The sequence below is a fragment of the Chryseobacterium candidae genome (assembly GCF_004916905.1).
In the GTDB taxonomy this organism is placed as follows: domain Bacteria; phylum Bacteroidota; class Bacteroidia; order Flavobacteriales; family Weeksellaceae; genus Chryseobacterium; species Chryseobacterium candidae.
The window spans coordinates 224,192-250,968 of sequence record NZ_SDLV01000047.1; the positions used below are offsets into that span (position 1 = coordinate 224,192).

Annotated in this window: 21 protein-coding genes; 6 read left to right on the forward strand and 15 right to left on the reverse strand. The window is 36.2% G+C overall.

Going from position 1 to position 26,777, the window contains the following annotated elements; all coding sequences use genetic code 11:
- Positions 1–5 precede the first annotated feature (5 nt).
- The 5 genes from EK417_RS18645 to EK417_RS18660 all read right to left on the reverse strand — a co-directional run bounded on the left by EK417_RS18645 (position 6) and on the right by EK417_RS18660 (position 4,121).
- The gene (locus tag EK417_RS18645; RefSeq protein ID WP_110367491.1) at positions 6–1,076 is read right to left on the reverse strand and encodes a type I restriction endonuclease; all 1,071 of its coding nucleotides are present in this window, start codon (positions 1,074–1,076) and stop codon (positions 6–8) included.
- A gap of 13 nt (positions 1,077–1,089) precedes the next feature.
- Positions 1,090–1,419 carry a YegP family protein gene (locus EK417_RS18650; protein ID WP_136523006.1) on the reverse strand — a complete coding sequence of 110 codons (330 nt, stop codon included), beginning with the start codon at positions 1,417–1,419 and terminating at the stop codon, positions 1,090–1,092.
- 68 nt (positions 1,420–1,487) lie between these two features.
- The gene (locus tag EK417_RS21205) at positions 1,488–1,658 is read right to left on the reverse strand and encodes a hypothetical protein (RefSeq protein WP_168802030.1); all 171 of its coding nucleotides are present in this window, start codon (positions 1,656–1,658) and stop codon (positions 1,488–1,490) included.
- 140 nt (positions 1,659–1,798) lie between these two features.
- Entirely contained in the window at positions 1,799–2,461 is a 663-nt protein-coding gene (locus EK417_RS18655) for a response regulator (RefSeq protein WP_136523007.1), read from the reverse strand.
- On the reverse strand, positions 2,454–4,121 hold the full coding sequence (locus EK417_RS18660; protein WP_136523008.1) for a tetratricopeptide repeat-containing sensor histidine kinase: 1,668 nt from the start codon (positions 4,119–4,121) through the stop codon (positions 2,454–2,456). The genes EK417_RS18655 and EK417_RS18660 overlap by 8 nt, the downstream gene beginning before the upstream one ends.
- Positions 4,122–4,749: 628 nt before the next feature.
- Between EK417_RS18660 and EK417_RS18665 the strand changes: the two genes are divergently transcribed.
- Positions 4,750–5,580: a hypothetical protein gene (locus EK417_RS18665; protein ID WP_076595290.1), complete on the forward strand. Its 831-nt coding sequence runs from the start codon at positions 4,750–4,752 to the stop codon at positions 5,578–5,580.
- 31 nt (positions 5,581–5,611) lie between these two features.
- Here EK417_RS18665 and msrA read toward each other — a convergent pair whose 3' ends face one another.
- From msrA to EK417_RS18710, 9 genes are all read right to left on the reverse strand, one after another.
- A complete protein-coding gene (gene msrA, locus EK417_RS18670) occupies positions 5,612–6,166 on the reverse strand; it encodes a peptide-methionine (S)-S-oxide reductase MsrA (RefSeq protein ID WP_076595291.1) in 555 nt (184 codons plus the stop codon).
- Positions 6,167–6,725: 559 nt separating this feature from the next.
- Positions 6,726–7,694, reverse strand: coding sequence for an ROK family protein (locus tag EK417_RS18675; protein WP_076595292.1), 969 nt, complete (start codon positions 7,692–7,694; stop codon positions 6,726–6,728).
- Between the two features lie 79 nt (positions 7,695–7,773).
- A complete protein-coding gene (locus tag EK417_RS18680; protein ID WP_136523009.1) occupies positions 7,774–8,985 on the reverse strand; it encodes a PepSY-associated TM helix domain-containing protein in 1,212 nt (403 codons plus the stop codon).
- 50 nt (positions 8,986–9,035) lie between these two features.
- A complete protein-coding gene (locus tag EK417_RS18685) occupies positions 9,036–11,150 on the reverse strand; it encodes a TonB-dependent receptor (protein WP_136523010.1) in 2,115 nt (704 codons plus the stop codon).
- Entirely contained in the window at positions 11,150–12,352 is a 1,203-nt protein-coding gene (locus tag EK417_RS18690; protein WP_136523011.1) for a PepSY-associated TM helix domain-containing protein, read from the reverse strand. The genes EK417_RS18685 and EK417_RS18690 overlap by 1 nt, the downstream gene beginning before the upstream one ends.
- 39 nt (positions 12,353–12,391) lie before the next feature.
- Entirely contained in the window at positions 12,392–14,548 is a 2,157-nt protein-coding gene (locus EK417_RS18695; protein ID WP_136523012.1) for a TonB-dependent siderophore receptor, read from the reverse strand.
- Between the two features lie 151 nt (positions 14,549–14,699).
- Positions 14,700–17,774, reverse strand: coding sequence for a preprotein translocase subunit SecA (gene secA, locus EK417_RS18700; protein WP_136523013.1), 3,075 nt, complete (start codon positions 17,772–17,774; stop codon positions 14,700–14,702).
- Positions 17,775–17,897: 123 nt separating this feature from the next.
- Positions 17,898–18,119, reverse strand: coding sequence for a DUF2795 domain-containing protein (locus EK417_RS18705; RefSeq protein WP_002662059.1), 222 nt, complete (start codon positions 18,117–18,119; stop codon positions 17,898–17,900).
- A 136-nt stretch (positions 18,120–18,255) separates the two neighbouring features.
- Positions 18,256–19,284: a GDP-mannose 4,6-dehydratase gene (locus EK417_RS18710; RefSeq protein ID WP_076595297.1), complete on the reverse strand. Its 1,029-nt coding sequence runs from the start codon at positions 19,282–19,284 to the stop codon at positions 18,256–18,258.
- A 76-nt stretch (positions 19,285–19,360) separates the two neighbouring features.
- Here EK417_RS18710 and EK417_RS18715 point away from each other — a divergent pair, with 76 nt between their 5' ends.
- The 3 genes from EK417_RS18715 to EK417_RS18725 all read left to right on the forward strand — a co-directional run bounded on the left by EK417_RS18715 (position 19,361) and on the right by EK417_RS18725 (position 23,924).
- Positions 19,361–20,113: a DUF389 domain-containing protein gene (locus tag EK417_RS18715; RefSeq protein WP_136523014.1), complete on the forward strand. Its 753-nt coding sequence runs from the start codon at positions 19,361–19,363 to the stop codon at positions 20,111–20,113.
- Between the two features lie 338 nt (positions 20,114–20,451).
- Positions 20,452–21,249 carry a DUF2797 domain-containing protein gene (locus EK417_RS18720; protein ID WP_110367502.1) on the forward strand — a complete coding sequence of 266 codons (798 nt, stop codon included), beginning with the start codon at positions 20,452–20,454 and terminating at the stop codon, positions 21,247–21,249.
- Positions 21,250–21,278: 29 nt separating this feature from the next.
- Positions 21,279–23,924: a hypothetical protein gene (locus tag EK417_RS18725; protein ID WP_136523015.1), complete on the forward strand. Its 2,646-nt coding sequence runs from the start codon at positions 21,279–21,281 to the stop codon at positions 23,922–23,924.
- A 115-nt stretch (positions 23,925–24,039) separates the two neighbouring features.
- On the opposite strand, the gene EK417_RS18730 is transcribed toward EK417_RS18725, so the two are convergent.
- Entirely contained in the window at positions 24,040–24,390 is a 351-nt protein-coding gene (locus tag EK417_RS18730) for a hypothetical protein (RefSeq protein WP_076595301.1), read from the reverse strand.
- Between the two features lie 174 nt (positions 24,391–24,564).
- Between EK417_RS18730 and EK417_RS18735 the strand changes: the two genes are divergently transcribed.
- A complete protein-coding gene (locus EK417_RS18735) occupies positions 24,565–24,759 on the forward strand; it encodes a hypothetical protein (protein WP_076595302.1) in 195 nt (64 codons plus the stop codon).
- A 121-nt stretch (positions 24,760–24,880) separates the two neighbouring features.
- On the forward strand, positions 24,881–25,927 hold the full coding sequence (locus EK417_RS18740) for a PA0069 family radical SAM protein (RefSeq protein ID WP_136523016.1): 1,047 nt from the start codon (positions 24,881–24,883) through the stop codon (positions 25,925–25,927).
- Positions 25,928–26,777 lie beyond the last annotated feature (850 nt).

The following is a 26,777-nucleotide window of genomic DNA, read 5'->3' on the forward strand; positions in this document are numbered from 1 at the left end:
TAGTTTTATGAATAGTTTTCCAGAGTCTTATGAAGCTGATCTCTATAATTGTAGATCTCATCCAGAGTATTTAGTAAAACCTTTTCTCCGGCTTCTTTTCCGTTATGAAATGTTTCTAAATATTTGTTCGCTGTATTAAAGTGCAGCCTGCAAATTGGTTTTCTGTTGTTATCATCCAACAAAACTCCGAAATATGAAAGTGTATCCCTGTAAGCAATTCTGGAAGAAGCAATTTTCTCTCTCAGAATTGCTTTTACAATTTGAAATCCTTCCAATTCTTCTTCCGTTGTTACAATTTTGGAATCGTTATTCTCATCAATGGGTTGTGATGTTTTCACATCGTCTTCTCTTTTTTCTATTTGTTCATTGATGCTCAATGCAGATTTTAACCGGAAGCTGATGGATTCGTTAATAGAAGTCGTTAAAGCTTTTTTAGCATATTCTTTGAAAGAAATCATTCTGTTGGCTGTTAAAGGCTTTTCAAAGAAACGGTTCACCAGAAGTTTTACCAGTTCGTCAGATGGGTTTTCGATTTCTTTTTCGAATTCTTTTCTGATGGCTTTGATGTATTTTAATGCTTCTGCAGAATCAAGAATATTCTCCAAATTATAATCTTTCTTGGTGAAATTTTCAAGAATTTTGATGGAACTGTCTTTCAGATCTTCAATATTGATGGTAAAAAACGGTTTTTCATCCATAATATTAGGTTTTTCCAGATCTGTATAAAAGTTATATACGATACCATTGGTCAAAACTCCGAATCTCGTTTTCGAAACATGATAATACCTGTGAAGCTGTGAATTATGGGCATCTGCGCTTTCTTTCCAATGTTTACATTCGATAATGAAGATGGGTTCATCATTATTTTTGATAACATAATCCACTTTTTCTCCTTTTTTCGTTCCAATGTCACAAACATGTTCGGGAACAACTTCCGTAGGGTTGAAGATATCATAACCAAGGATTTGTATGAAAGGCATTACGAAAGCATTTTTTGTAGCTTCTTCCGTTCCTATCTGTTCCTTCAGTCCAATTACTTTCTGATGCAATTGATCCAGTTTAATTTTAAGATCCATCGTATTATTTTTTTTAAGTTTCATCAACTATTTCTGCTGTTGGAGCATTTAATTTTACGGAAGCAATACCGTTTTCCAGTCCTGATTTTGAACTGTACATTTGGCTGTTCCCAATAATTTCACCGTTTCTTGCTTTTAACACGAAATAATCTTTTCCGTTTTTCGCTACTCTTCTTTCGTATCTTGAAAGATCCTGTGAATTAACTTTTACAGATTCGATTCCTTTTTGACAAGATGCTTTCTGAACATATCCCTCGCTTGTTAAAATAATTTCGCCATTTCCCGCCTTCAGATTAAACTGATATTCGTTGTTGACTCTTTGTGTGATGATGAATTTTCCCATGATTGATTTTATTTATTAGATAATCCAGTGATCATTTTTTGTTAATAATCACTGGAAATAAAGACTTGTTAAGCGTACTGAATTAATTCCCAAGTAACAGCTTTACCATCATAAGGAGGCATTCTATTTCCTTTTGAAATTGGAGCTGTTGTAGAAGGATTTCCAACGACTTTCCAAACTCCAGATTCAGGACAATTTTCTCCTGTCTTCGCTTTTGTTCCTAATGGTTTTCTTTCCATTGTAAAAATTTTTATTGGTTTAACACTCCAAAAATATGAGCATTAAATTCTGGTTGATTACGGAAAACCGTAAAGAGGATTATTTAATAAAAAAACCTTCCAGAAATACTGAAAGGTTACTCGTATTAAAAGTGAAGTAGTTATATAATGCCAAGGTCTTTGCAGATGACAATTAGTTCTATATTGTTCTTGGCACCGAGTTCAAAGCGAAGATCATTTAATCTTTTTTCTATAGCGCTTTTACTATCCGGGGTTATTTTCTTTTCTTTAAAATATTGTTCAATTTCACTTTGTTTCCATCCTTTGGCAAGGAGCTCAATAAGGTTAACATCATATTCTGTAAACTCAAAAGAAGTGTTTCGTATAGAATTTAAAATTTCCTGCGGAATAACTATTTCGCCGGAAAAAACTTTTTTGATCGTACTTCTGAGATCTTTACCGTCATTTCTCCCTTTGCTTACAAAGCCATTGATGCTATGTACTTTAAACAGATCATCAATTATTTTGGGTTTCTTTTCTATAGAAAAAGCGATAATTTTCAAATTCGGCTGAATTTTTTTTACTTCTTCGATTAATTTTTGTCCGGAATTGATTTTTTGCTCTATATGATCTTTATCAAAAGACAAGTCTGTAATCAATAAATCATATGAAGAATTGTTTGTAACCGCCATTTTTATTTTTTGTAATGCTTCATCACAATAATTGACAAAATCAAAATTTTGAATTTGTAATTCTGTAAGGGTATTGACTACTCCCAGATTTCTGACTTCGTGATCTTCGGCTATAAGGACTTTTTTAAACATATTTTGATTGTATTGGAATGGTTATTCGAATAATTAATCCACCTGCAGGATTTTTTTCAAAAGTAATATCTCCTCCGATGCTTTCAATACGGTTTTCCGTATTATGGATGCCTGTTCCTTTTTGTTGGGCTAAATTATTAATTCCTATACCGTTGTCTGTGTATTTTATTTTCAGTTTGTCATTGTCTTTTTCAAATTTTACTGAAGCTAATTTTGCCTGACTGTGTTTTTTCATATTCACAAGAATCTCTCGCAAAACATAATAAAGCTCAAGTTGGGTATTATAAGAAATGTTTTCCCAGACACTTTCTTTATAACCAACCGGTAAAACTTTTTGTTCATTGGAAGAGTAGGATGTTATCATATTGATAAAGCGTAGTGCAAAATCTTTTTCTGCAATACTCTCATGAGAAATATCTCTGGACTCTTCATACATTTTTTCAATATTGTTAAGAATTCTTGTTTTGTCCATTTCGGGATTATTCTGAACATCTATCATCATGTGATAAAGCCCATTAGCAACTACATCATGAACTTTTTTAGACAATTTAAGCTGAGTGTTTTTTACTTCGATTTCTTTTTCTTGTTTTAGCAATTCTTTTTCTTGCTCTATTCTTTTCTTTCTTCTTCTAATCCAAAAAAAGATTCCAATTAAAGCTAAGAATAAAGCACTTATACTAATATTTCGATATAATAGTTGAATTTCTTTTTCAGTATTTTCTCTTTTGAGTTTTTCAGAATCATACCTTTCGAACGCAAACTGATTTTTAGATTTATTACGAGATGTTTGTAAACTATCAGATAGGTTCTGATGATTTTTGAAATAAACTTTTGCTTTTTCTGGATTTTCTAAAGAAATAATTTTCCTTAATGCACTTAATCTGTCATCTGGACTTTTGTTTATTAAGGCGAAATGAAGCATATTATTTGCATAAGACAGTGCTCTTTGTGGGTTTTTAAGTTCAAAATATTCTGTTAAATGTGAGTAAGAAGCAATTAATCCCCAATTATCTTTTATGCTGTCTCTAACTTTTAATGCATCTAATAACTCTTGTTCAGCATTATAATTTTTATCTTGAAGAAATTTGAAGTAGGCTTTATTATCATAAACTTTTGAATAAAGAATGGGGTACTTTTTTAAATCTGAATAATTAAGAATTTTATTAAAAAGACTAATTGCAGAATCAAATTTTTTTGAATAGCTGAAAGCAACAGCTTTATTATTTAGATGAGTTAGACTATCTACAGTATTTTGCGAAAATTTTGCAGCAAGACTATAAAACTTTGCAGCCTTATTATATTCTTTAAGGTTTTGAAAAGCGATACCTAAGCTATTATAATTAGAGGAAAGCTCATAAGAATCTTCTTTTTTGTTTAAATATTTAATTGCAGAAAGACCTGTTTCTTGACTACCATAATAATCTCCATAGCCATTCTGTATAATGGCCATATTTACGAGGCAATTACCTGCAAGCGAATTGTTGTTATTCTGAATAAAGTAATCTTTAGCTCTATTGAAGTATTTAAAGGCACTATCCTTTTCTGAGGCATCTAAATACTCGTAAGCCATATTATAGTCTATTTCATCTGCTTTATTTCTGGTGTTTTTATTACATGAAAATAAAACTGTAATTAATATTAAAAAGGTAATATTTTTCAATTAGTTTTTATGTTAAAAATAATGAAAAAAGCGAAAGAATTAGATCTTTCGCCTTAATTATTATTTTTTTGGAGGAGGAGTTTGTCCTGTTTCCCCTCCAGTATCTCCTCCAGTAGAGTCACCCGGGTCTGCGGGACTATTTTGAACCTGTACTGTCCCTGGTGTTAGGTTGTTATCAGTTGTTGTTACTGTATTTGCGTTATTATTTGAAAATGCTAGCCCTAGTAGCATTAGAATGAACTGTATCATTGCCTAAAAAGTTTTAAGATTTTGAAAAATTTTCTTCCTCTCGAGGGTTTAATCCCGAGCAGTACACGATTAAAATTTCGAAGCGCTTCTTAATTTTTTAGGGAAGTGAACCTTCAAAAACGGAGGAGAAACATCTGCTTCCCAACCCGGAGTTTTCCTCCGTTTTATCTGGTGATTTTGAAATCAGTTTTGTAAATTTGTTTTTGTAATGTTTTGTATCTCACTGATCTCTGTAGCAAAGGTGCGACAAAACATGGCGCAGGTGTTAGACACGTTTCGGACATCTGTAGACACGAAATGGACAGCGGAGGCTTTATGGGAATCCGTAATGTGGTATGATAGATAATCGCCTATTTTGTAAAGACAGAAAAAACGAGATATGTCCAAGAAAAAACTGCTAATTCATGAGGTATTTGAGAAGGCAAGAAAAGACTTCCCTGCTGAAAACACTAAAAATGGTTGGTGTAAAGAACTTGTTGACCATTTTGAAAAAAAGTTGAATTTTATAATTAACGAGAAGACATTTGTTCGGTATTATGATGCTTGCATACGGGATAGTAGTGAACCCAATATAAAGGACATAAAAATTCTGAATAAGCTTAGCGAGTATGTAGGCTATGTAGACTTTGCTCATTTTTCCAATACATTTATTAAGAAAGAGGAAAAAGAAAAGTCAACTACAGTGAAAATAGATGTTGACGATAATGAGGAGTTGTTTGGAAAAGGTATTAGAATTATTATTACTCAGTATTTTAATCTACCTGAATTCATAAAGAAAAATGGATTAGGCATTACAGGTATAATTCTTATAGGAAGTGTTTTATTAGGAAATTATAAGTTGCCCAAAGGAAATGATAAAATTCAGAGTGGTCTTGGCTTTTTCGGGGCTATGACAGTAGATAAAGATTGCATGTTTTGGGATAAAAGTGAATATAAGCTTGCCAATTGTGAAGACAAAAATCCTTTGCTTAATCTTATTCCTAAAGACACTGTTCAGATAAAGTATTTTAAAAGAATTACCAGAAAAGATACTCTTACAGTAGGAAATGCAATGGGGAAAACCTGGTATTCCAAGTTTAACGGAAATGTTGAGTTTTTTACGATGGATGGAGTAGATCCTGATACAGGAAGAGAATTGAGGTCTTCCACGCCTTATATTATTGGGAAATATGCCGGGCCATCGTTTCATAAAGAAGTTCCCGCATATTAATAAAAAAGCGAAGATTTCTCTCCGCTTTGTATTACTCTGCATCCAGCATTCCCAATTCTCCAAAGTGTTTTTTAAACTTCTGGATTTTAGGGCCTACTACTGCGCTGCAGTAAGGCTGTGTTGGGTTTTCGTTATAATATCCCTGATGGTACTGTTCTGCAGGCCAGAATTTGTCGAATTTCGTTAATTCCGTTACATAAGTTCCTGTCCATCTTCCTGAATCCTGAGATACTTTGATGGCTTTTTCGGCCTTTGCTTTCTCTGCATCATCTTTATAGTAGATAACAGAGCGGTATTGGGTTCCGATGTCGTTCCCCTGTCTGTTTAATTGAGTAGGATCATGAAGGAAGAAAAATACATCCATCAGCTGTTCGTAGGAAATAACAGCAGGATCGTAAGTGATCTGTACTACTTCTGCATGTCCCGTCTCTCCAGTGCAAACCTCCTGATACGTCGGGTTATCTTTATGTCCACCAGAATATCCTGAAATAGCAGATTGTACTCCTTTCAGCATATTGAAACAGCTTTCCACACACCAGAAACATCCGCCTCCGAAAGTAATCTGTTCTAAATTATTGTTATCCATTTTTGGTAATTATATTGTTTTATGAACTTTTCCAGATCCGGAAAAAGCTGATCAAAAATATGAAAAACTTTTTCATTTGAACATGCTTTTACGTCTTAAACTTAAATTGCAATGATAGATGTAGCAAATGATTTTAAACACAAATAACACGAATGCTTTTCACAAATAACACAAGGAAAATAATGATGCAATTTCTTGCATTTAATTACCACAAAGTATTTTAAAGCAGTTAGTATTAGCAATGTCATGCTGAGCTTAGTCGAAGCATTTTAATTTTAAACATAAATAACACGAATGTTTTTCACAAATAACACAAGGAAAATAAGGATGCAATTTCTTGCATTTAATTACCACAAAGTATTTTAAAGCGGTTAGTATTAGCAATGTCATGCTGAGCTTAGTCGAAGCATTTTAATATTAAACACAAATAACACGAATGTTTTTCACGAATAACACAAGGAAAATAAAACGCAATCATCTGTGAAAATCTGCGCAATCTGTGGTCAAAAAACAAAAGCACCCTAAAAAAGGTGCTCTATATTATTTAAAAGGCTTTCAGTTATTTTTCCCAAACCAAAGCACTCGCTCCAAGAATAGCAGCATCAGCTTCGTCAAGCTCACTGAATACGAGCTTTACTTTATTTCTGAAGATTGGAAGAAGGTTTCTTTCCATATGAAGTTTAGCAGGCTTTAAAATAAAATCTCCTGCTTTAATTACTCCTCCGAACAGAAGAATAGCTTCAGGCGAAGAGAACATTACAAAATTGGCTAATGCTTCTCCCAGTTTCTGACCTGTATATCTGAAAACTTCAATCGCAATAGGATCTTCCTTGATAGCACATTCATATACTGTTTTAGAATTGATCTCGTCTTCAGGGTATTGGTTCAGCATTGATTCCGGGAATTCCGCTCTCATTTTCTTTGCTGTGATGGTGATTCCCGTAGCAGATGCATAGGCTTCAAGACTTCCTTCAGAACCTGTACTCCAGTGTTTTCTACCGCCCGGCTTTACAATGGTATGGCCCAGTTCTCCGGCAAACCCGTCATGTCCGTAGATTAAGCTCCCATTAGCGATAATTCCACTGCCTACACCTGTTCCAAGGGTAATCATAATGAAATCTTTCATTCCTCTTGCAGCTCCGAAAAGCATCTCTCCCAGTGCAGCAGCATTGGCATCATTGGTCACGGTACAAGGCAGATTGAATTTTGCCGTCATTAACTCAGTGAAAGGAATAACACCTTTCCATGGAAGATTAGGGGCAAGTTCTATAGTTCCTTTGTAATAGTTGGCGTTCGGTGCGCCTACTCCGATTCCGTCAAAGTGTGCTTCAGTACCATATTTTTCCATCATTGGGTGAACATGTTCATATAAAGCATCGATGAAATCTTCCACTTTGTCATAGGCATCAGTTTTCAGATTTCCTTTATCCAGAACTTCACCACGGTGATTTACAATTCCGAATTTAGTATTGGTTCCGCCGATGTCAACTCCAAGGGCAACTTGTTTTGATAAATCTATTAATGACATTTCTATTATTAAATTCTAGGTGCTAAAATTATAAAAAAGATTGTATTAATGGATTATTAACTGGGTTTTATTTAATACTTTAAGTTGTTTTTATTGTTTTTTTCTTTTTTCTTCCCCACCAGATCATAAATCCGGTAACCGGAAGAGAAGCGCAGATAATGCTTACGATAAAAGCAATGATCTTGGTAGGAAGTCCCAGAATGGCACCTACGTGAATATCATAATTGGCGTTTACTACCTTTTCTCCGAAGTTTTTGTCTTTTGGATCATGAGTATGCAGCAATTCTCCAGAGTTTTCGTCAAAGATTAAGCTGCTGCTTTTATGGTAAGAATAAGAAAGGTGTTTTACATACACCTCAAAGTTGGGATGCTCGTGATCATCCATATGGGGATGTCCTAAGTCTATGGCAAAACCATAGGAATCCGGATATTTTGTTTCTACTGTATTGATGATTTTATCCAGTGTTCCTTCCGTTCTCATTTCAATAGGAGCTTTTGTTTTAATGTGTGAGAAGTCCGGATACTTGGTTTCTCCGCCGGAAAAGATCACATAGATCATTGCCTGAACTACAAAAAATGCATAGAAAAGCCCTGTAATAGAGAAAATTAAAGCGAAAATAGACGCGTAAAATCCTAAGACATTATGGAGGTCGTAGTTCTTTCGTTTCCAGCCTTTGATATTTTTCCATTTGAAGGCAAATCGCTGTTTTCTTGCTGCTTTGTTCTTTGGCCACCAGAGGATAATCCCCGAGATCAGCATGATGATAAAAATGATAACAGGAATTCCTACTACATAAGTTCCCCAGTCCTGTTTCAAAAGGTAGCTCCAGTGGATCATTTTTACAATGTTGAAGAAGCCGTTTTTTTCATCATAAATTCTTAATACTTTACCGGTGTAAGGGTTTACATAAGCCTGTTTATAAATAGGAAATTCATCAAAATAATTCCAGGCATCGGTATTGTGTTCATACCAGAAGAACATATAGGACATCTTTTTGTCAATAGGAACATTTACCCAGTGGATAGGATATTTTTCTTTTACCTGTTCCGCAACAGCTTTTTCCATCACTCTGATAGGAAGCACCTTTTTCTGCTCAATATTTTGCTCGTGGTGGTAGATGACATCTTTTCGGGTAATGTTTTCCACTTCATCCTTAAAAACGTACAATGCTCCGGTAACAGAGATAATAAAAATCAGAAATCCTATTCCCAATCCAAACCAAAGGTGCAGTTTAGCGGACCATTTTTTGATAAAGCCCGGTTTCTTTTTATGATGATGGTTTTTCTTCATATAACAGTAAAAGTAAAGCAAAGGTATGTTTTACTTTTTATTTAGATTAATTAAAATTTGTATTCGATCATGAATGTTCCCCTCAATCCAAGAGCATTCGTGAAGTCACTGTCTCTTGATGTCCACCATGAGATAGCAGGTTGATACACTTTATTGAAAAGGTTTTCAATACCTAATGACAGTCTCCAGTTGTTGCTGACTTCATAACTTGATTTGAAGTTAAAGACAGTATATTCCGGTACATATCCTTCACCGTAAGCATATAATCCCGTTTTTGCATTAGGCTCGAATCTGTTTTGCTGGAAAGAGTGAAGCATATCAAGACCAACAGATAGAGCAGGGATAGGTCTGGCCTGAACATATGCCAATACTTTAGGGGCAGAAATTCTGCTGTTGTTGATTTTTGTTGAATAATCACCGTCATCTTTTACAGAAGTAATTCCTTCCATCCAGCTGTAGCTTCCTCCAAACTGAATCCATTTTGCAGGGGTAAAGTGTAAAAATCCTTCCACTCCATACACGATTTCCGGAGATCTCTGAATCATTAATGCTCTGTCCGGACTCTGTACGAATGATGCGCCAAGTTTAGATGTACTCACATAAGAGGTTAATTCATAGTTCAGCCAGCCGGAAAGCTGCCCTGTTGCCCCCAATTCGTAATTGTTTACGATGATGGGTTTTGTTTCCAGGTTTTTGATAGTTTCAGAGGTTGAGGTTCTTAAAATTCTTCCTAATTCATTGATAGAGTAGGCCTGAGAGAAGCTTCCAAAGAGGTTGATATAAGGCTCAATATTATAGCGGATACCAATATTTCCTACCAGTGCATTGTAGTTCAGTTTTCCACCTGCAACAGGAATACTTTTGGTAAAAGTTCCATCACTTTTAAGAGTGGAAAGCGTATTGAAATCGTCAACGTTTACTTTGATGTTCTCGTAACGGAGTCCTCCTTTAAGGGTTAATTTTTTAAACAGATCAATTTTTGCCAATACAAAAGGCGCAATATTGGTCATATTCATATTGGACGTCCAGAAACGTCCGTCTTCCAGCTTTTGTACGGTTTCATCATTCAGAATATCAGCTCCATAGATAATTTCACCCTGAGAATTGGCTGAATTCCAAAGCTGGGTATCAAAATTGAATCTTGCTCCTGCCTTTTTTGAAATGACATTAGACTGTCCGCCATTGAAAAAGGTGTCACTATATCCGTAAACGGTTTTAAAATCCTGATAGTAAAGGTTGATATTCAAAGAAGTTCCTGCAAACAGGTTCTTGTTGTCATAGCTCACTCGGATATTGTGGTTTTTTGGAGTTCCCTGGGGAGTGGTTTCCAATCCTTTTCCAATTCCTTCACCAATGGTTGGCGTGATGCCGTATTTTCCTGTTTTTAATCCTACATTCAGGTCTGATCTTGAAGAATAACCAATGTAAGACGCTTCGACTCTTTGATTTTCGTTAATATCATAACCTATTTTCAGCAATCCGTTGTAGTTATCCATCTTCGCAATGCTGTAGGTGGGGCTTATTAAAACGCCGTCTCCGTCTTTTGTATATCCTGTTCTTTCGTAAGCTAGGGAAAGAGTATAGTCGAATTTGTTGATCTTTCCGGATAAAAGCTGACTGGCTCTTACTCCTAAAGTTCCTCCATAAGGCTGTCCGGTAAGACCGATCTGTGAAATTCCGGAGATTTTTTTATCTGTTTTGCTTCTTTTTGTAATATAATTGATGATCCCTCCGTCTGCTCCGTTACCATAGATGGAAGAAGCTCCTTTGATCACCTCAATTCTTTCAATCGCTGAAGGATCAATAGTTCGTAAATCTCTTGCTCCGTTACGAAGTGGAGTAGACTGCGGAATTCCATCAATCAAAACCAGAACCTGACGTCCTCTCAAGGTCTGTCCGGTGTTGGAAGTCTGTCCGGAATTGGTACCTAAACTGGGAACGGTATACTGCAGGATGCTTGTAATATCTGAATTAACAGTAAGCTGAGACTGAATTTGTTTTTCTCCTACCACTGTGATGGAGCTGGGAACTTCTTTTATGCTTTCCTTTTTTCTGGAAGCAGTCATTATAACCTCGTCTACATTTTGAGTTTGTAAACTATCCTTTACCTGGGCAAAAACGGTAGCAGTTCCTAAACAGGCAGCTGATAAAAGCACTTTTTTCATTATATTTTCTTTCCTTTTTTCTTTCTTTTTCCCCACCAAACCAGAAATCCGGTTACAGGGAGCGATGTACACGTAAGGCCGGCTATAAACCAGATCACTTTTCCGATGATTCCGAAGTAGGAACCGGTATGGATGTCATAATTGGCGTTGGAATATTTCTCGGCAGTATGGAGTTTGTGATGAGGTTTGTTGGCCAGTAGTTTTCCGGAGTATTTGTCGAATGTCAGAATATTTCTTTCGCTGTATCTTCCATCCAGTCCGTAAACTGTTACCGGAAGGGTTTTCAGTTCTTTTCCTTTTTTATTCTTTCCGTTTAGATTAATTCTGAAGCTGGATGATTTTGCGTACAGTTTTTCAGTTTGTGCCGCAGCCAGATCAAAAACAGCTTCATTCTTTGCCATCAGAGAATCCGGTGATTTTTTTTCTTTTTCTTTAGGAAGTTCCCATGAGCCGGATAATGCAAACGTAAAAGTGTTTTTTACGTAAGGATAAGCAAAATAAAGTCCCGTAATGCTCATAAGCAGCGCGATAAATGATGCATAAAATCCCAGTATATTGTGAAGATCATAATTTTTCCGCTTCCAGTTTTTTACATTTTCCCAATTGAACCAAAAACGACCTTTTCTTGCATTTTTGTTTTTAGGCCACCATAAAATGATTCCTGTGATGAGCATAATGACAAAAATAACGGTTGGGATTCCTACAGTGTATGATCCCCATTCAGAGTTAAGCAAAAGTCCCCAGTGGATATATTTTAAAATATTGAATACATCATACTTTTCATCATAAACCGCCAGGATTTGTCCGGTATACTGATTGACATAAACCTGCTTGTTGATGCGTACCTGCTGAAAATAGTTCCATCCCTTTTTGCTTTTTTCATAGTATTCAAACTGGTAGGCTTTTGTTTTATCCAAAGGAATTTCTACAGCGCTTACCGGATACTTTTCATTAAGTTCCAGTGATACTTTCTCCCGAAGCAGATTAACAGACAATGGCTTTTTTCCGATATCCTCTTTTTTCAGATAAATGGCTTCTTTACGTAAGCTATTCTGTATTTCATCCTTAAAAACATATAAAGTCCCTGAAAGAGAGACTATAAATACAATGATTCCAACAGATAAACCCAGCCACAAGTGCAGCTTTGCGGACCATTTTTTTGTTGAAGAAACCTTCTTTTTATGATGATGCTTTTTTCTCATAGCAAAAAGTTAACCCCAAGAGGGGCTAACCTTTATTTTTTAAAATTTATATCCTATTGATACTCTCCAGTTACGCGGAGCATTGTAGATCCATGCATATTCACCGCCATCTCCTCTGTATCCGCTGTAAAGCTTTCTGTTAAGAACATTATTCAGCATAAAGTTAACATCGAATTTTTTAGCAACATAAGAAACCCCGAAGTTGGTATCAAAATAATCCGGTAAGCTTTGATCTTTTGTGGCACTCACCCCAAACCAGGACTGTCTTCCCCCCTGATACTGATAACCGGCTGAAATCCCGAACCCTTTCATAAGACCATTTTCAAATCTATAGTTTACCCAGGTATTCTGTACATTTTTCGCATTCCCCGGAGACTGAATTCCAATTCTTGTAGGATCTGTGTCTTTGATGGTCTTTGCATCTGTATAAGCATAGTTGATGATAATGTTCAACCCTTTGATGATTTCCCCTTTGATATCAGTTTCAAAACCTCTTGCTCTCTGCTCACCTGTAGCAACCTGAAAAGGCTGTCCTTCATTTTGTTCTTTAGGTCCCGCAACAAGAATATTTTGTCTTCTGATTTCGTATACAGCGAAAGTAGAGTTCCATTTTCCACCGAACCAGTCTTTTTTCAGTCCGAATTCAATATTCTGCCCTCTGAAAGGATCTGTAATTTTGGTTTTGTTAATTCCTGTTCCGGATTGTGGTACGAAGGTTTTATCATAGATACCATAAGCTGAGAAGTTTTCATTAATAGAATAACTTATTCCTACTCTTGGTGTAAATTCTCCTGCTTCATCCGGCACGATAGGGGTTCCTGGGCTAAGGTTTGGATATGCGGAATAGGTTTTACCGCTTGTATATCTTCCTGCTAATGTTAATCTCAATTTATTATTGAACATTTCAATCTGATCCTGAGCGTAATAAGAAGTATATTTTACGCCCTGATCATTATAAAACGGAGCAGAAGTGTTTAATGTATAAAAGTTAGAAGATGGAAGTTTTGAAGGGTCTACCCCATAATTTACATTATAAATATTAATAGGGAATGGTCCTCCGGTAAAAGATGAAAAGTCAGCATTGTATTTTCTGTCTCCGTAATCAAATCCTGCGATTATTTTATGGACAATGTTTCCTGTAGTAAGCTTTCCTCTCACATAGGTCTGGAAGATGTGGTTTTTTCCTTTCGCCTGCCAGTTGCTTAGCGTTCTGTTGAAAACATTTTTATTGGCAGGGTCAAAAGTTCCCCACCATGATCCTCCGTCATAATCCAGGTCCATATAAGCATATTGTGTGCTCCAGATCCAGTCTTTGAAAAGCTTTTGATCTAAACTTAAGAATAAGCTCTGATCTTTTACTTCAGTTTTCTTGAAGTTGGGGTCATTAAAGTTGGTATGTACATTCAGTGAAGCGTATCCGTCGTTTGACATCAGATAAGCTCCAGGCTGGTTGAACTTTAAGTATTGGTAGTTGTACTGTGCCGTAAATGTAGTTGTCTTTGTAGGTCTGAAAGTAATGGAAGGAGCAACAATAATTTTGCTTGTTTTATCATTTTCCACCCATGAATTATTGGAACTTCCCATTAAGTTAAGACGGTAATCTAAAACTCCGTCTTTCACAAGAACCCCGTCAAGGTCTGCCTCTCCTCTGAAAAGGTTATAGCTTCCTGTGGTGAAACGTACACTGTTGGCAAACTTTCCGGTAGGTTTTTTAGTTACCACATTATAAAATCCGGCTGGATCTCCCATAGAACCCATAAATCCGGCTGGACCTTTTACAAACTCTATTCTGTCAATTACAGATGCATCAGGGTTAATTGGTCCCCAGGTTGAAGATACATTCATTCCGTTCATAAAGGTAGCAATACTGGCACCTCTCATAAATACATTGGAATATACATTATCCCAATGCTCTACCTTTCTTGCTCCGCTTACGTTGCGGACAATTCCTTCAGACATATTTAGAGTCATCTGATCAGCAAGAACCTGAGAGCTTATAGACTGTACATTCTGCGGAAGTTCAAGAATAGGTGTCTGAATTCTTAGTGAACCGGAAACCTCATTCAGCTTGTACTTCTGATAATATCTTCCGTTAACAACTACTTCTTCAATATCATTGGATTTGATGGTGTCTTTTTTTTGCGCAGAAACCAGCATTGTTCCCAGTGCGGAAGCACAGATCAGTACATTTTTCATGAAAGTCAAATTTTCTGCAAATATATTATTTTTAACTGTTCTAAATAAATAATAAGATTGATATTTATCATAAAATTATTATATACTGAATAATAAAAAACCGCTCTGACCAATGGCAGAGCGGTTTTTGTATGATATTATTAAATTTTTCTTACGCAGGGATTTCTCCTTTGTATAAGAAAGAAATAATTTCTTTGTTTAATTTGTCGATCATTTCACTGAATAAGTGGAAAGACTCCTGCTTATAAATTACCAGTGGATCTTTCTGCTCGTAAACAGCTCCCTGTGATGATCTTCTTAAGTCGTCCATCTCACGAAGGTGAAGCTTCCAGTTTTCATCGATAATCGATAAAGTGATATTCTTTTCAAAATCGTTCACTAAACTTTCACACTGTGTATCGTAAGCTTCTTTAAGATCAGCTACAATTGTCATTGTTTTGTGTCCGTCTGTGAATGGAACCTGGATCATTTTGAACATTGAACCTTGATTTTGGTATACATTCTCAATGATTGGGAATGATTTTTCCTTCAATAGGTTCAGCTTCATTCTGTAGTCTTCCTGAGCTGCTTTGAATAAGATATTTGTCAGATCCTGAACGTTTTTATTATTAAAATCACTTTGAGAAACCGGAGATTCCATTGTGAATGTTTTAATGATTTCGTATTCAAAATCTTTATAATTTCCTGAAGCTTTTCCTTTCGCAACGATAGAATTGGCAACATCGAAAATCATATTGGTTATATCATATTTCAAATGGTCTCCGAAAAGAGCATTCTTTCTTCTCTTATAGATTACGTCACGTTGTTTGTTCATTACGTCATCGTACTCAAGAAGTCTCTTTCTTGTTCCGAAGTTGTTTTCTTCCACTTTCTTCTGAGCTCTTTCAATAGACTTGCTGATCATAGAATGCTGAATTACTTCTCCCTCTTTATGACCCATTCTGTCCATCATTTTAGCAATTCTTTCAGAACCGAACAAACGCATCAGGTTATCTTCAAGAGATACATAGAACTGAGAACTTCCCGGATCTCCCTGACGTCCCGCTCTACCTCTCAACTGTCTGTCAACACGTCTAGAGTCGTGTCTTTCTGTTCCGATGATGGCTAAACCTCCTGCATCTTTTACTTCTTTAGAAAGCTTAATGTCGGTACCACGACCTGCCATGTTGGTTGCAATCGTTACAACTCCCGGCTGTCCTGCTCCAGCTACAATTTCCGCTTCTTTTTTGTGAAGCTTCGCGTTCAATACCTGATGTGGAATCTTTCTTAACTGAAGGGCTTTTGAAAGCAGCTGAGAAATTTCAACGGAAGTAGTTCCTACAAGTACAGGTCTTTTCTGTGCCGTTAATTTTTCAATTTCTTCAATTACCGCATTATATTTTTCTCTATTGGTTTTGAAAACCAAATCTTGTTTGTCATGTCTCAAAATAGGACGGTTGGTAGGAATTACCACAACGTCTAATTTATAGATTTCCCAAAGCTCTCCAGCTTCGGTTTCAGCAGTACCTGTCATCCCCGCAAGCTTGTTATACATACGGAAATAGTTCTGAAGCGTAATCGTTGCAAAAGTTTGAGTCGCAGCCTCAATCTTTACATTCTCCTTTGCTTCAATTGCCTGGTGAAGACCGTCAGAATAACGACGTCCCTCCATGATACGACCTGTCTGCTCATCAACGATTTTAACTTCACCATCAATTACTACATACTCATCATCTTTTTCAAATAATGTGTAAGCTTTCAATAGCTGGCTCATGGTGTGAACACGCTCAGATTTTTCAGCAAAATCAGAGAAAAGTCTTTCTTTTGCCTCAAACTCTTCTTCTTTGGATAAGTTTTTAGCTTCTAATTCCGCAATCTCAGTTCCGATATCCGGAAGTACAAAGAAATTGGCATCAGAGTTACCCTGAGACATGTATTCAACACCTTTGTCCGTAAGGTCTACCTGATTGTTTTTCTCCTCAATTACGAAGTAAAGATCTTTATCTACAATCGGCATATCACGGTTGTTATCCTGCATATACTGCGCTTCAACTTTCTGAAGCAATGCTCTGTTTCCGCTTTCCGATAAGAATTTGATTAATTGTCTGTTTTTGGGAAGACCTCTGTATGCCTGAAGTAACTTGAATCCACCTTCTTTTGTATTTCCTGCAGCAATTAATTTTTTCGCTTCATTGAAAATAGCAGAAACCGTTTTCTTTTGTACTTCAACAATTCTGTCGATAGAAGGCTTAAGAACGTCAAACTCCTGTCTGTCTCCCTGAGGAACCGGACCTGAAATGATCAATGGTGTTCTTGCATCATCTACCAATACAGAGTCAACTTCATCCACGATCGCAAAGTTCAGTTCTCTTTGTACCAGTTCTGAAGGTGAGGTCACCATGTTGTCTCTCAGATAATCGAAACCGAATTCGTTGTTGGTTCCATATGTAATATCTGAGTTGTATGCTTTTCTTCTTCCGTCAGAGTTCGGCTGGTGATTATCGATACAATCGATAGACATACCATGGAACTGGTAAAGAGGTCCCATCCATGCGGAGTCTCTTTTCGCAAGATAGTCGTTCACGGTTACCACGTGTACACCTCTTTCCGGAAGTGAATTTAAGTAAATAGGTAATGTTCCTACCAAAGTTTTACCTTCACCGGTTGCCATCTCGGCAATTTTACCACTGTGAAGAATAACCCCTCCGATAAACTGAACATCATAGTGGACCATATCCCAGACTACTGGAGTTCCGGCAGCGTCCCATGAGTTTTTCCAAACAGCTGTGTCTCCCTGAATACTAACGAAATCTTTTCCTGCAGCAGCAAGTTCTCTATCCCAGTCACTAGCTGTTACACGGATTTCTCCATTCTGAGCCCATCTTCTAGCCGTTTCTTTGATCAATGCAAAAGCTTCGGGAAGAATCTGAACCAGAACTTTTTCTTCAATGTCGTATGATTCTTTCTTTAGAGCCTCAATTTTTGTGAAAAGAGCTTCTTTTTCATCAACGTTGGTTGAATTTTTTATCTGCTCTTTTATCTGTTCTATTTGAGCGGTAATCTTGCTGGTTGCAGATTTTATATTCTCTTTAAACTCAGCAGTTTTTTGTCTCAACCCATCATCCGACAATTGTTGGATGTTAGGTTCTACAGCTCTGATTTTTGTTACAACTTTTTTTACTTCTTTTAGGTCCTGCGCTTTTTTGTCTCCCAAAAACCCTTTAAGAACTTTGTTTAAAAAACTCATAAATTTTTTGCTTTATGCTTAATGCAAAATGCTTTAAGCGTTTTAAATAACACTTATCGTGTAAATTAATATATAAAAAGGGCAAAAAAGCTCTAAGCAAGCAGCCTAAAGCTTATCGCTTTATTAATATTCGTCCTCGTTCCAAAGGAAATCCTCGTCAGTAGGATAGTCACTCCATACCTCTTCGATAGATTCATAAATCTCTCCTTCGTCTTCAATGGCCTGAAGGTTTTCTACTACTTCCATAGGTGCACCAGTTCTGATTGCGTAGTCGATAAGCTCTGCTTTTGTCATTGGCCAAGGTGCGTCACTTAAATATGAAGCTAATTCTAATGTCCAGTACATAATTTTCTAATTTTTTGCAAAAGTATAAAAATAGGTTGTATAATAAACTTTTTTATACTTGATTTTCAATTCTTTTTATAATTTTTTCTTATAAATGGCTGTCACAAACTGGCTGGCAGCTGTGTCAGCAATTTACTTAATGTCGTTTTCTCAAAAACCATTCCACAAATTTTTTTATGCCATTTTGGAAGTTGGTGACCGGTTTATACCCTATTAAGTCCTTTGCCTTTGTAATATCGGCATTTGTTTTTGTGACATCTCCCGGCTGCATTGGCAGAATTTTTTTGCTGGCAGTTTTTCCCAGTGCTTTTTCAATAGTGGCAACCATCTCTGATAAAGTGATTACCTGATTTTCTCCTAGATTAAGAATTTCATAAACTCCGGAATGTTGCTCCAGATAATGAATAGACTTGGTAATGCCATCAATAATATCATCTATATAAGTATAGTCTCTGGCTGTATTTCCGTCGCCATAGAAAGGGATCTCCTGATTCTCCGAAATAAGCTTTGTAAATTTGTGTATCGCCAGATCCGGTCTTTGTCTTGGTCCATACACCGTAAAAAACCTAAGCTGGATAATATCTATATGGTATAGGTTATGGTAAACATGTCCTATAACCTCTCCGCTTTTCTTAGTTGCGGCATAAGGTGAGATAGGGTTGTCTACATTGTCTGTTTCTGCAAAGGGAATTTTTTCATTGTTTCCATAAACACTTGAAGAAGATGCACAGATAAATTTTTTAATATTGAAATCCTTACACAGTTCCCAAAGATTCATAGTACCGCGTACATTCACTTCTTCGTACTCCAGAGGGCGTTCAATAGAAGGCCGTACACCGGCAAGTGCTGCCAGATGAATTACCATATCAATAGGATGATTCTTAAAGATGTTTTCAAGATCTTTTTTATTACGTATATCCTGCCAATAGAGGGAATATTGGTCAGAATGGGCGAGGGATGCCAAACGCGGAATGTCCGTCTCTTTATCCGAGAATTCAAAATCCGAATTTTTACCGATTGACTCCAAAGTATTTTTAATTTTTACCTGATAGTCATAGAAATTATCAAAATTGTCAATGTTTATGACAGAATGTCCATTTCTTAATAATTTCTCTATGAGATGGGAACCAATAAAGCCGCTTCCTCCGGTTACAAGATAATTCATTTGTTGATTTTAATTGACAAATTTATTAATAAAACTTGAATGACGTTTTTATACTTTTGTCAGAAAATATAAATCAATGATAAATCTTCAAAAGCTATTTGTACTTCCCAAGGAAGAAGATGAAGAATTTACATTTGGCGAGATAGAAGAAGGCATTTATTTCCGCGGTCATAATCTTTGGCTTTTGGTAATTTCCATGGGTATTGCCTGTATCGGCTTAAATGTTAACAGCCCGGCTGCGGTAATTGGTGCAATGCTTATTTCGCCATTGATGGGACCTGTTGTTGGAATTGCATTTGGGTTTTCTATAGGAAACAGGAGGCTTATAAAGCTTGGTGTTTTTAACTGGCTTTTGATGATGGTAGTGGGCATTTGTTCTTCCACATTATATTTTCTGATTTCTCCTTTTCATTCAGAAACTTCACAGCTTGAAAGCTTTAAAACGGCAACCATTTTTGACTGTTTTTTGGCGCTGCTTGGAGGATTTGCATGGTTTCTGGGGATCGTAAGGAAAGAAGCAATCAAAGTTATCGCAGGGGTTGCCGTTTCTACAGCATGTATACCTCCTTTGTGCACAGCAGGATTTGGTATTGCCAATGGAAACTGGGAATACTTTTGGGGAGGCTTTTATTTTTATCTTATCAATTGTTTTTTTATAGCGGTGGGAACCTGGGTATTGAGTCTCTTGTTAGGATATCAGAAGTATTACAGAGAAAAAAACAGCAATAATCGTAAAGTTTCTGTATGGATCAGCTTAGTTTCAGTTATTATTTTGATTCCAAGTATACTGCTTACCAAAAAGAAGTGGGAGAACGAAGCATTAAAATAAAGGTCAGAAAAATATATCAGAATTATTAAGGAAAGCCATCCTGAGCTGGCTATTATTAATTATGAGTCGTTTAAAGAAAAATCACAGGATTTTTTAAAGATCACCCTTTTGAATGACAGTGTTACCATCAGTAAAAAAAGACTGGATGAACATAATGAATTAGTAAAAGATATTCATCTGATATGGCAGTATTCGCCTCAGTCAAAAAATATAAATAATCCGGAATTGCAAAAACTTCAAAGCCAGATAACTGCTCTAAAAAAGGAACTGGATCAGATTAAATTGCAAAAAAAGATCAAATAAAATTTCTATATTTACTTATACTTAAAAACATCATTATGCAGTTTCAAGGGCAAATTTTAAAGATGACAAGCTACGATGCCAGGCCAATCCAGTACTACCTTAATCTTTCCGGAGATCTTATTCATATGAATGAGCTGTTGGGAAAGGAGCTAAGCATAAAACATACAGGGTTTCAGTGTGTAAATTGTGGTGAAAATAAACCGGTTTACAGAATGGGATTCTGCAAAAACTGTTTTTTTGAAAGCCCTTATGCCAGTGATACCATTATCCGTCCCGAACTTTCTACTGCACATTTAGGTGTTGCAGAACGAGATCTTGAAGTGGAAAAACAAATTCAGCTGCAGCCGCATACTGTTTATCTGGCATACACCGGAGATGTAAAAGTAGGAGTTACCAGAAATACGCAGATTCCTACAAGATGGATAGATCAGGGTGCGACTTTTGCATTACCCATCGCAAGAACCGAGAACCGCTATGAAGCAGGAATGATAGAGGTGGCTTTAAAAGAACATCTGGCAGATAAAACCAACTGGAGAAAAATGCTGCAGGATGATTTTGAAGGAGAAGTAGATCTTGCCGATTTCCGACAGAAAATAAAAGAATTTTTTCCTGACGATTTCCAGAAGTTTTACAGCGAAGGAGAAGAACTGTGGATGTTTGACTATCCTTTTGAAAAACCGGAGAAAGTTTCATCGTTTACATTAGATAAAAAACCTGAGTTCACAGGAAGACTTACAGGAATTAAAGGGCAGTACCTTGGATTTGAAGGAGGAAACTTTATTAATGTAAGAGGACATGAAGGCTATGTTATTGAACTGGAAATAAAGAACTGATCTATATAAAAAGAATCAAATCACAAAATATGAAAAAATGGGTTAAAAGGCTTTTGATAACTTTCGGAATTATGGCAGGAGTTCTTCTCGCCGCGAATTTCGCATTAAATATATGGCTTAAAACCCAGCTTCCTGATTATGTTAAAAAAAATACCGCTTATAAAGTTTCCTACAAATCTCTGGATGTAGATTTAGGAACAGGAAATATTTTTGCTACAGGAATTTCAGTTAACACTAAAAATCCAGAAAATACAGACGTTGTTGGTTTGCAGGGTACTGTGGATACTTTAAAAATAAGCCGTTTCGGAATTTATGATGCTGTTTTTAATAAAAGAATCAGCTCCTCAGACCTTTTGCTGGCTAAACCCAATTTAAATATTATCCTCGCCAAACCTGTCGGCCGCCAAACCGGAAAGAAAAGAAATCCGGTTTTATTTGAAAATATCAGAATCAATGAGGGTAAAATTGCTGTTTTCAGACATACCAAACAGAAATTTCTATCGGTACAGCAACTGGATCTTTTTGTAGAGAATTTGCAAATGACGGAGGAATCCGTAGAAGATAAATTACCCGTTGTTTTTGACAGATACAGTATCAAAGGCGAAAAATTCTTTCTCCGTCCGGATGAAACGTATGCAGTTACCATCAGTAGTATCAATACAAGTAATGGGCAGATGGGTGTTGATAATTTCAAACTGACTCCACTGCTCTCCTTCACCCAGTTTAAAAAGTTTTATCCCCAAAAAACTCAATTATTTGAATTTGCTGTTCCCAAAATGAACTTTACGGATGTCATTTTAAACAAAAATAAAGTTTCACTTACGAATGCCGACTTCCGCAATCCTGTTCTGAAAGTCTATAATACAGGAGTAAAAGCCAAAAAAGCTGGGAAAAAATCAAATTTTGAAGTTGATGTAAAAAACTTTAAATTAAATAATGCTGTTGTTCAAATCAATAAGCCGGATGGAAATAAACTCTTGTCTGTAGGGGCTATGAGTTTAAACATCAGCCAGTTGTTATTCAATAAGGAAACCTCAGAGCAGGTCATCCCTGTAGGATACAAAGATTTTACTATTGCCGGAAGAAATATTGAATACTCCAACGCTCAGAATATCACAGTAAGAAGCTTTGCAATGAAGCCCGCCAATGGCGAAATCCGGGATGTCGTACTTACGCCAGCCCATCCCGCAGCAGGAAAAGCAGCAGCCGTTTTAAAAACAGATCATATCGCTTTTAATATCAATAAACTGGAGTTCATTAATAAAAGACTTAATGTTGATCTTAAAGATCTTCTCGTGGAAAATGTAAACGGAACTTTTAAAGCAGGTGAAAAACCAGCCAGTAAATCTGTGGGGCCTAATATCATTAATTCCATTATTATAAGAAAAACATCTTTAAAAAATTCAAACATTACTTATGATAAAGGAAAACAGCCTTTAACTTTCCATGATCTCAATGCAACGGTAAATAATATTGAATTATCACCTAAACCCAATCAGCCAGGACTATCCTTTAAAGTGAAAGACTATTATATTACCACCAGAAACCTGGTTTATAACACGCAGTTTTATAATATGAGTCTTGGACTTCTGAAACTCAATAAGAATAAAATGCAGATGAGCAATTTTGCCATGAAGCCTATCGTTTCAAGAGCACAGTTTATCAAAATGATACCCGTTGAGAGAGATCTGTATGATTTGAAGGCAGGAAAAATCACTGCAGAAGGAGTGTGGGATCTCTTTTCTCGCGATAAAATGCTAAATGCCTCTCAGGTAGACATTGAGTCTGCAGATGCCAATATTTTCAGAAGTAAGATTCCCAAAGACGATCCTAAAATAAAAGCATTATATTCTAAAATGCTGCGTTCCATCAAAATTCCGATGACCATTCATAATCTTAATCTGAAAAACTCAGCATTAGTATATGAAGAAGATACCCCGGAAAGTATGGGGCCCGGAAAACTGACCTTCAGTAACTTTAATATGAACGTTAAAAACCTGAATTCAGCTAAAATAAAAGGAAAGCCCACAAAAGTGGATATAAAAATCAATTGCTCTTTCATGAATCTCTCTCCACTTTCCGTAAACTGGAACTTTGATGTGGCAGACCAGAACGATAGATTTGTAATCTCCGGAAAAACGTCCAACCTTCCGGCAAGTGGCATCAATCCATTTATAAGGCCTTATCTTCATGTGACAGCTACCTCAGGAACCATTCAGGAAATGTTTTTTAGCTTCAAAGGTAACCCTGCCGGATTGCACGGAACTTTTAATCTTAAACATAAAGACTTAAAAATTGCCGTATTAAATAAGAATAACCATCAGAAAAAAGGCTTTCTGACTGCTGTGGCCAATATTTTTATAAAGTCAGATTCAGGAAGTTATCCTGAGTCTGTTAATGTGGAAAACGTGGAACGTGATCCCACCAAGTCTTTTTTCAACCTTTTCTGGAAAGGAATTGAGCAGGGATTAAAGAAAACACTGATTGGTGCAAATGTCGAAAAAACCGAAAAGAAAGTGAAAAATGCCGTTTCATCTGTAAAAGAAATGAAACAATCTGTGAAAGAAATAAAACAGGAAATCAAAAATAAAACGTCACAACCCGCAGAAGAGAAGAAAGAAAAGAAAGGTTTTCTGAATAATATATTCAGGAAAAAAGAAAAATCTGAAGAATAATTCTTTAAACCATTAAGAGATCATAGCTTCCTGGTTGCTGCCGATCTTAAAAAGAATGCGGTTGTTTTAATAAAAACGAACTTAATGGTTTAAAAAATCAATATAAGAGATTCAGTTAAAAATTGAATTCATCACTTTCCAAAATGGGAATATCCCTTAAAAACTTATCAAACTCTTCACCCGGATAATTGCTGTCTGCCCCATAAGAATCTATAATCATTCCACGATTTCCTGCATTATCCTTTACTACATAAAGTACTGCATTGTCATCCGGATTGCTGTCTCCCTCAAAGCGGTAAGTTTTTAAAATTACCAGTTCAGAGGGCTGATACACTTTCTCGGAATTTTCAAATTTCATTTCACATTTTTCGTTCATTCTGAATTCTCGGTGTATCCCTCTTTCAGAAAGCGTTTTCATCACCTGGCTCAAAGTCGTCATTCTGTCAATGTTTTCTGGATTTTCCATAATAATATTTTTGTTTTTAAGTACAATAATTAAACCATTGCAATCTTAAATATAAGAAAAATAGCAGATTGTAATTTTCCTAAAAATAAAGTTGAATGTTAACAAAATTTATAATTTAAAAAAATAAAATAGGTATACTTTTTGCAATGGTATCAATAATAAATCAGAGAAAATATGAAAAAAGAAGTTGGAGTTTTACTGGCAGGAGGAGTTGGTCTTTTGGCAGTATTGAGTTTAATAAGCATTAAAAAAATTTTGACTAAAAAAGATAAAAAATATAGTGATTCCTATTCGGACTATCACAGACACTTTGATGAGAGAAATAATGATGATGAAACTCATGGGGTAGAATTATATGCACTGAAGTAGTAAAAAAATATATTTAATTATGTTTAAATCCAACACTTTTGAAAGTGTTGGATTTTTTGTGGAAAACTTTAATGTTAAAACTCGTTATTTTATAAGAATTCCATTCTAATTTTACACAGGAATGCAAAACGAAAATTTCATAAAAGGTCAGGGAGCGCAGCGAAACGTTGTCAATCGCTTCGACAGGTATACCTATGAACCTGAAGATGAAGATTTCGAGACAGTAAAGACTTCTTTCACGGAAGTATTTCCCAAAACCATTGTCAATCAGGTCAAAAGCCAAGACCTTCCAATGGAATACTCCATGAATCCTTATCAGGGATGTGAGCACGGCTGCTCGTACTGCTTTGCAAGGCCTACTCACGAATACTGGGGCTATAGTGCGGGGATAGATTTTGAAAGAAAAATTATGGTAAAGAAAAATGCTCCTGAGTTACTGGAGAAATTTTTTCAGAAAAGAAGCTACAAAGCAGCTCCGATTCTGTTGTCCGGAAACACCGACTGCTATCAGCCGGCGGAAAGACAATTTGAAATTACCAGAAAATTACTGCAGGTTTGTCTTGATTACAGGCATCCTGTCAATATTCTCACAAAAAATACAATGGTCTTAAGAGATCTTGATATTTTGAAACCTATGGCAGAACAAAATCTGGTATCAGTTTCTCTAAGCATTCCAACCATCAACGAAGAATTAAGAAGAAAGATGGAGCCTAGAACAAGCTCTGGAAAGAATAAATTAAAAGCAGTAGAAATCCTTTCCCAAAACAATATTCCCGTACATGTAATGGTTGCTCCTGTTATTCCCGGACTCAATAGCGATGAACCTTTAAATATACTGAAATCCATTTCTGATGCTGGAGCTTTAGGATTCGGATATACTTTGGTGCGGTTAAATAACACCGTAGAACCTGTTTTTGTGAACTGGATTGAATCCCATTTTCCGGACAGGGCACAAAAAGTTTTAAATCTCATCAGGTCTATGCGGGGCGGAAAACTTGGAGATAAAAGATATTTTGAAAGACAAAAAGGAGAGGGAAATATTGCAGAAATGATTCATACCACCTTTAAGATCGGCAAAAAGAAGTTTTTTGAAGGCAAAGAATTTCCAGCGCTTTCAACATCCAACTTCACGGGAACCCGCGACCAGCAGCTTAGATTGTTTGATTAAGCTTATCTTATATATATTATAATCTTGTTGCCATTTCTTCAAACCCACCCAGACTCCAACCCTCCAACTCTCGAACTTTATTAGGAGCTATTTCCTGCTATCCATTTATACTCCTCGCGCCCTCGCCCTCCAACGCTCTCACCATGAGCGAAGCCGAAGGCCCCCACACCTAAAACCCACCGCCCTCCAACCCAAGCTGCGGGGTAACCATTGCTATCAGGGCTAGGGTAGGGGTCGTTAATGATGAATGATGAGGTTCGGGTTATTGTGTTGCGAGTTTCGGGTTTCGGGTTTCCAGTTAGAAAAGGAACATTGGTATTGAATTTTCATATTGTAGATTTCTATGGAAACATATTATTGAGTATCAATCTCTATTCCTATTGTGTCATTCCGCAGGAATCCAAGCTTCTTTATGAGAGTGTTAAAAGAAGTAAAATGCCAGTCTAATGTCTAAGGCCTTTTAACAGTTAGTATTAGCCATGTCATACTGAGCAGAGTCGAAGCATTATAATTAATTACGGGTACAGGAGTTAAATCTTATTGCTCTATATTATATATAAATATATTCTTTAGTCTTCGTAAGGAAGCCATCTCTCTAGCCTAGTCTCTCTATTATATAATATAAACTTTATTTGATCATGGCCACCCCCCCCCGCATCCCGCACCCCGAATCCTACCTCTCTCTCCCCTCAAACACTCAAACTCTCCCACATTCCCACACTCTCACCCCGATTCTCCAAACAAATGTTTAAAATTTTTCACCTTGCTATCCAGCTGTTTAGGTTTAAATATTAATAAACGGTAAAATTTATGTTAACTAAACTTGTTTTGCTTTGTAATAAGTTATTAT

What these genes read in the sequence shown, in the direction of transcription:
- EK417_RS18715 (WP_136523014.1), top strand. Translation starts at nt 19,361, where the DNA reads ATGATAAATCTTCAAAAGCTATTTGTACTTCCCAAGGAAGAAGATGAA.
- EK417_RS18680 (WP_136523009.1), bottom strand. Translation starts at nt 8,985, where the DNA reads ATGAAGAAAAACCATCATCATAAAAAGAAACCGGGCTTTATCAAAAAA.
- msrA (WP_076595291.1), bottom strand. Translation starts at nt 6,166, where the DNA reads ATGGATAACAATAATTTAGAACAGATTACTTTCGGAGGCGGATGTTTC.
- EK417_RS18665 (WP_076595290.1), top strand. Translation starts at nt 4,750, where the DNA reads ATGTCCAAGAAAAAACTGCTAATTCATGAGGTATTTGAGAAGGCAAGA.
- EK417_RS18710 (WP_076595297.1), bottom strand. Translation starts at nt 19,284, where the DNA reads ATGAATTATCTTGTAACCGGAGGAAGCGGCTTTATTGGTTCCCATCTC.
- EK417_RS18655 (WP_136523007.1), bottom strand. Translation starts at nt 2,461, where the DNA reads ATGTTTAAAAAAGTCCTTATAGCCGAAGATCACGAAGTCAGAAATCTG.
- EK417_RS18685 (WP_136523010.1), bottom strand. Translation starts at nt 11,150, where the DNA reads ATGAAAAAAGTGCTTTTATCAGCTGCCTGTTTAGGAACTGCTACCGTT.
- EK417_RS18695 (WP_136523012.1), bottom strand. Translation starts at nt 14,548, where the DNA reads ATGAAAAATGTACTGATCTGTGCTTCCGCACTGGGAACAATGCTGGTT.
- secA (WP_136523013.1), bottom strand. Translation starts at nt 17,774, where the DNA reads ATGAGTTTTTTAAACAAAGTTCTTAAAGGGTTTTTGGGAGACAAAAAA.
- EK417_RS21205 (WP_168802030.1), bottom strand. Translation starts at nt 1,658, where the DNA reads ATGGAAAGAAAACCATTAGGAACAAAAGCGAAGACAGGAGAAAATTGT.
- EK417_RS18675 (WP_076595292.1), bottom strand. Translation starts at nt 7,694, where the DNA reads ATGTCATTAATAGATTTATCAAAACAAGTTGCCCTTGGAGTTGACATC.
- EK417_RS18735 (WP_076595302.1), top strand. Translation starts at nt 24,565, where the DNA reads ATGAAAAAAGAAGTTGGAGTTTTACTGGCAGGAGGAGTTGGTCTTTTG.
- EK417_RS18690 (WP_136523011.1), bottom strand. Translation starts at nt 12,352, where the DNA reads ATGAGAAAAAAGCATCATCATAAAAAGAAGGTTTCTTCAACAAAAAAA.
- EK417_RS18730 (WP_076595301.1), bottom strand. Translation starts at nt 24,390, where the DNA reads ATGGAAAATCCAGAAAACATTGACAGAATGACGACTTTGAGCCAGGTG.
- EK417_RS18650 (WP_136523006.1), bottom strand. Translation starts at nt 1,419, where the DNA reads ATGGGAAAATTCATCATCACACAAAGAGTCAACAACGAATATCAGTTT.
- EK417_RS18705 (WP_002662059.1), bottom strand. Translation starts at nt 18,119, where the DNA reads ATGTACTGGACATTAGAATTAGCTTCATATTTAAGTGACGCACCTTGG.
- EK417_RS18740 (WP_136523016.1), top strand. Translation starts at nt 24,881, where the DNA reads ATGCAAAACGAAAATTTCATAAAAGGTCAGGGAGCGCAGCGAAACGTT.
- EK417_RS18645 (WP_110367491.1), bottom strand. Translation starts at nt 1,076, where the DNA reads ATGGATCTTAAAATTAAACTGGATCAATTGCATCAGAAAGTAATTGGA.
- EK417_RS18720 (WP_110367502.1), top strand. Translation starts at nt 20,452, where the DNA reads ATGCAGTTTCAAGGGCAAATTTTAAAGATGACAAGCTACGATGCCAGG.
- EK417_RS18725 (WP_136523015.1), top strand. Translation starts at nt 21,279, where the DNA reads ATGAAAAAATGGGTTAAAAGGCTTTTGATAACTTTCGGAATTATGGCA.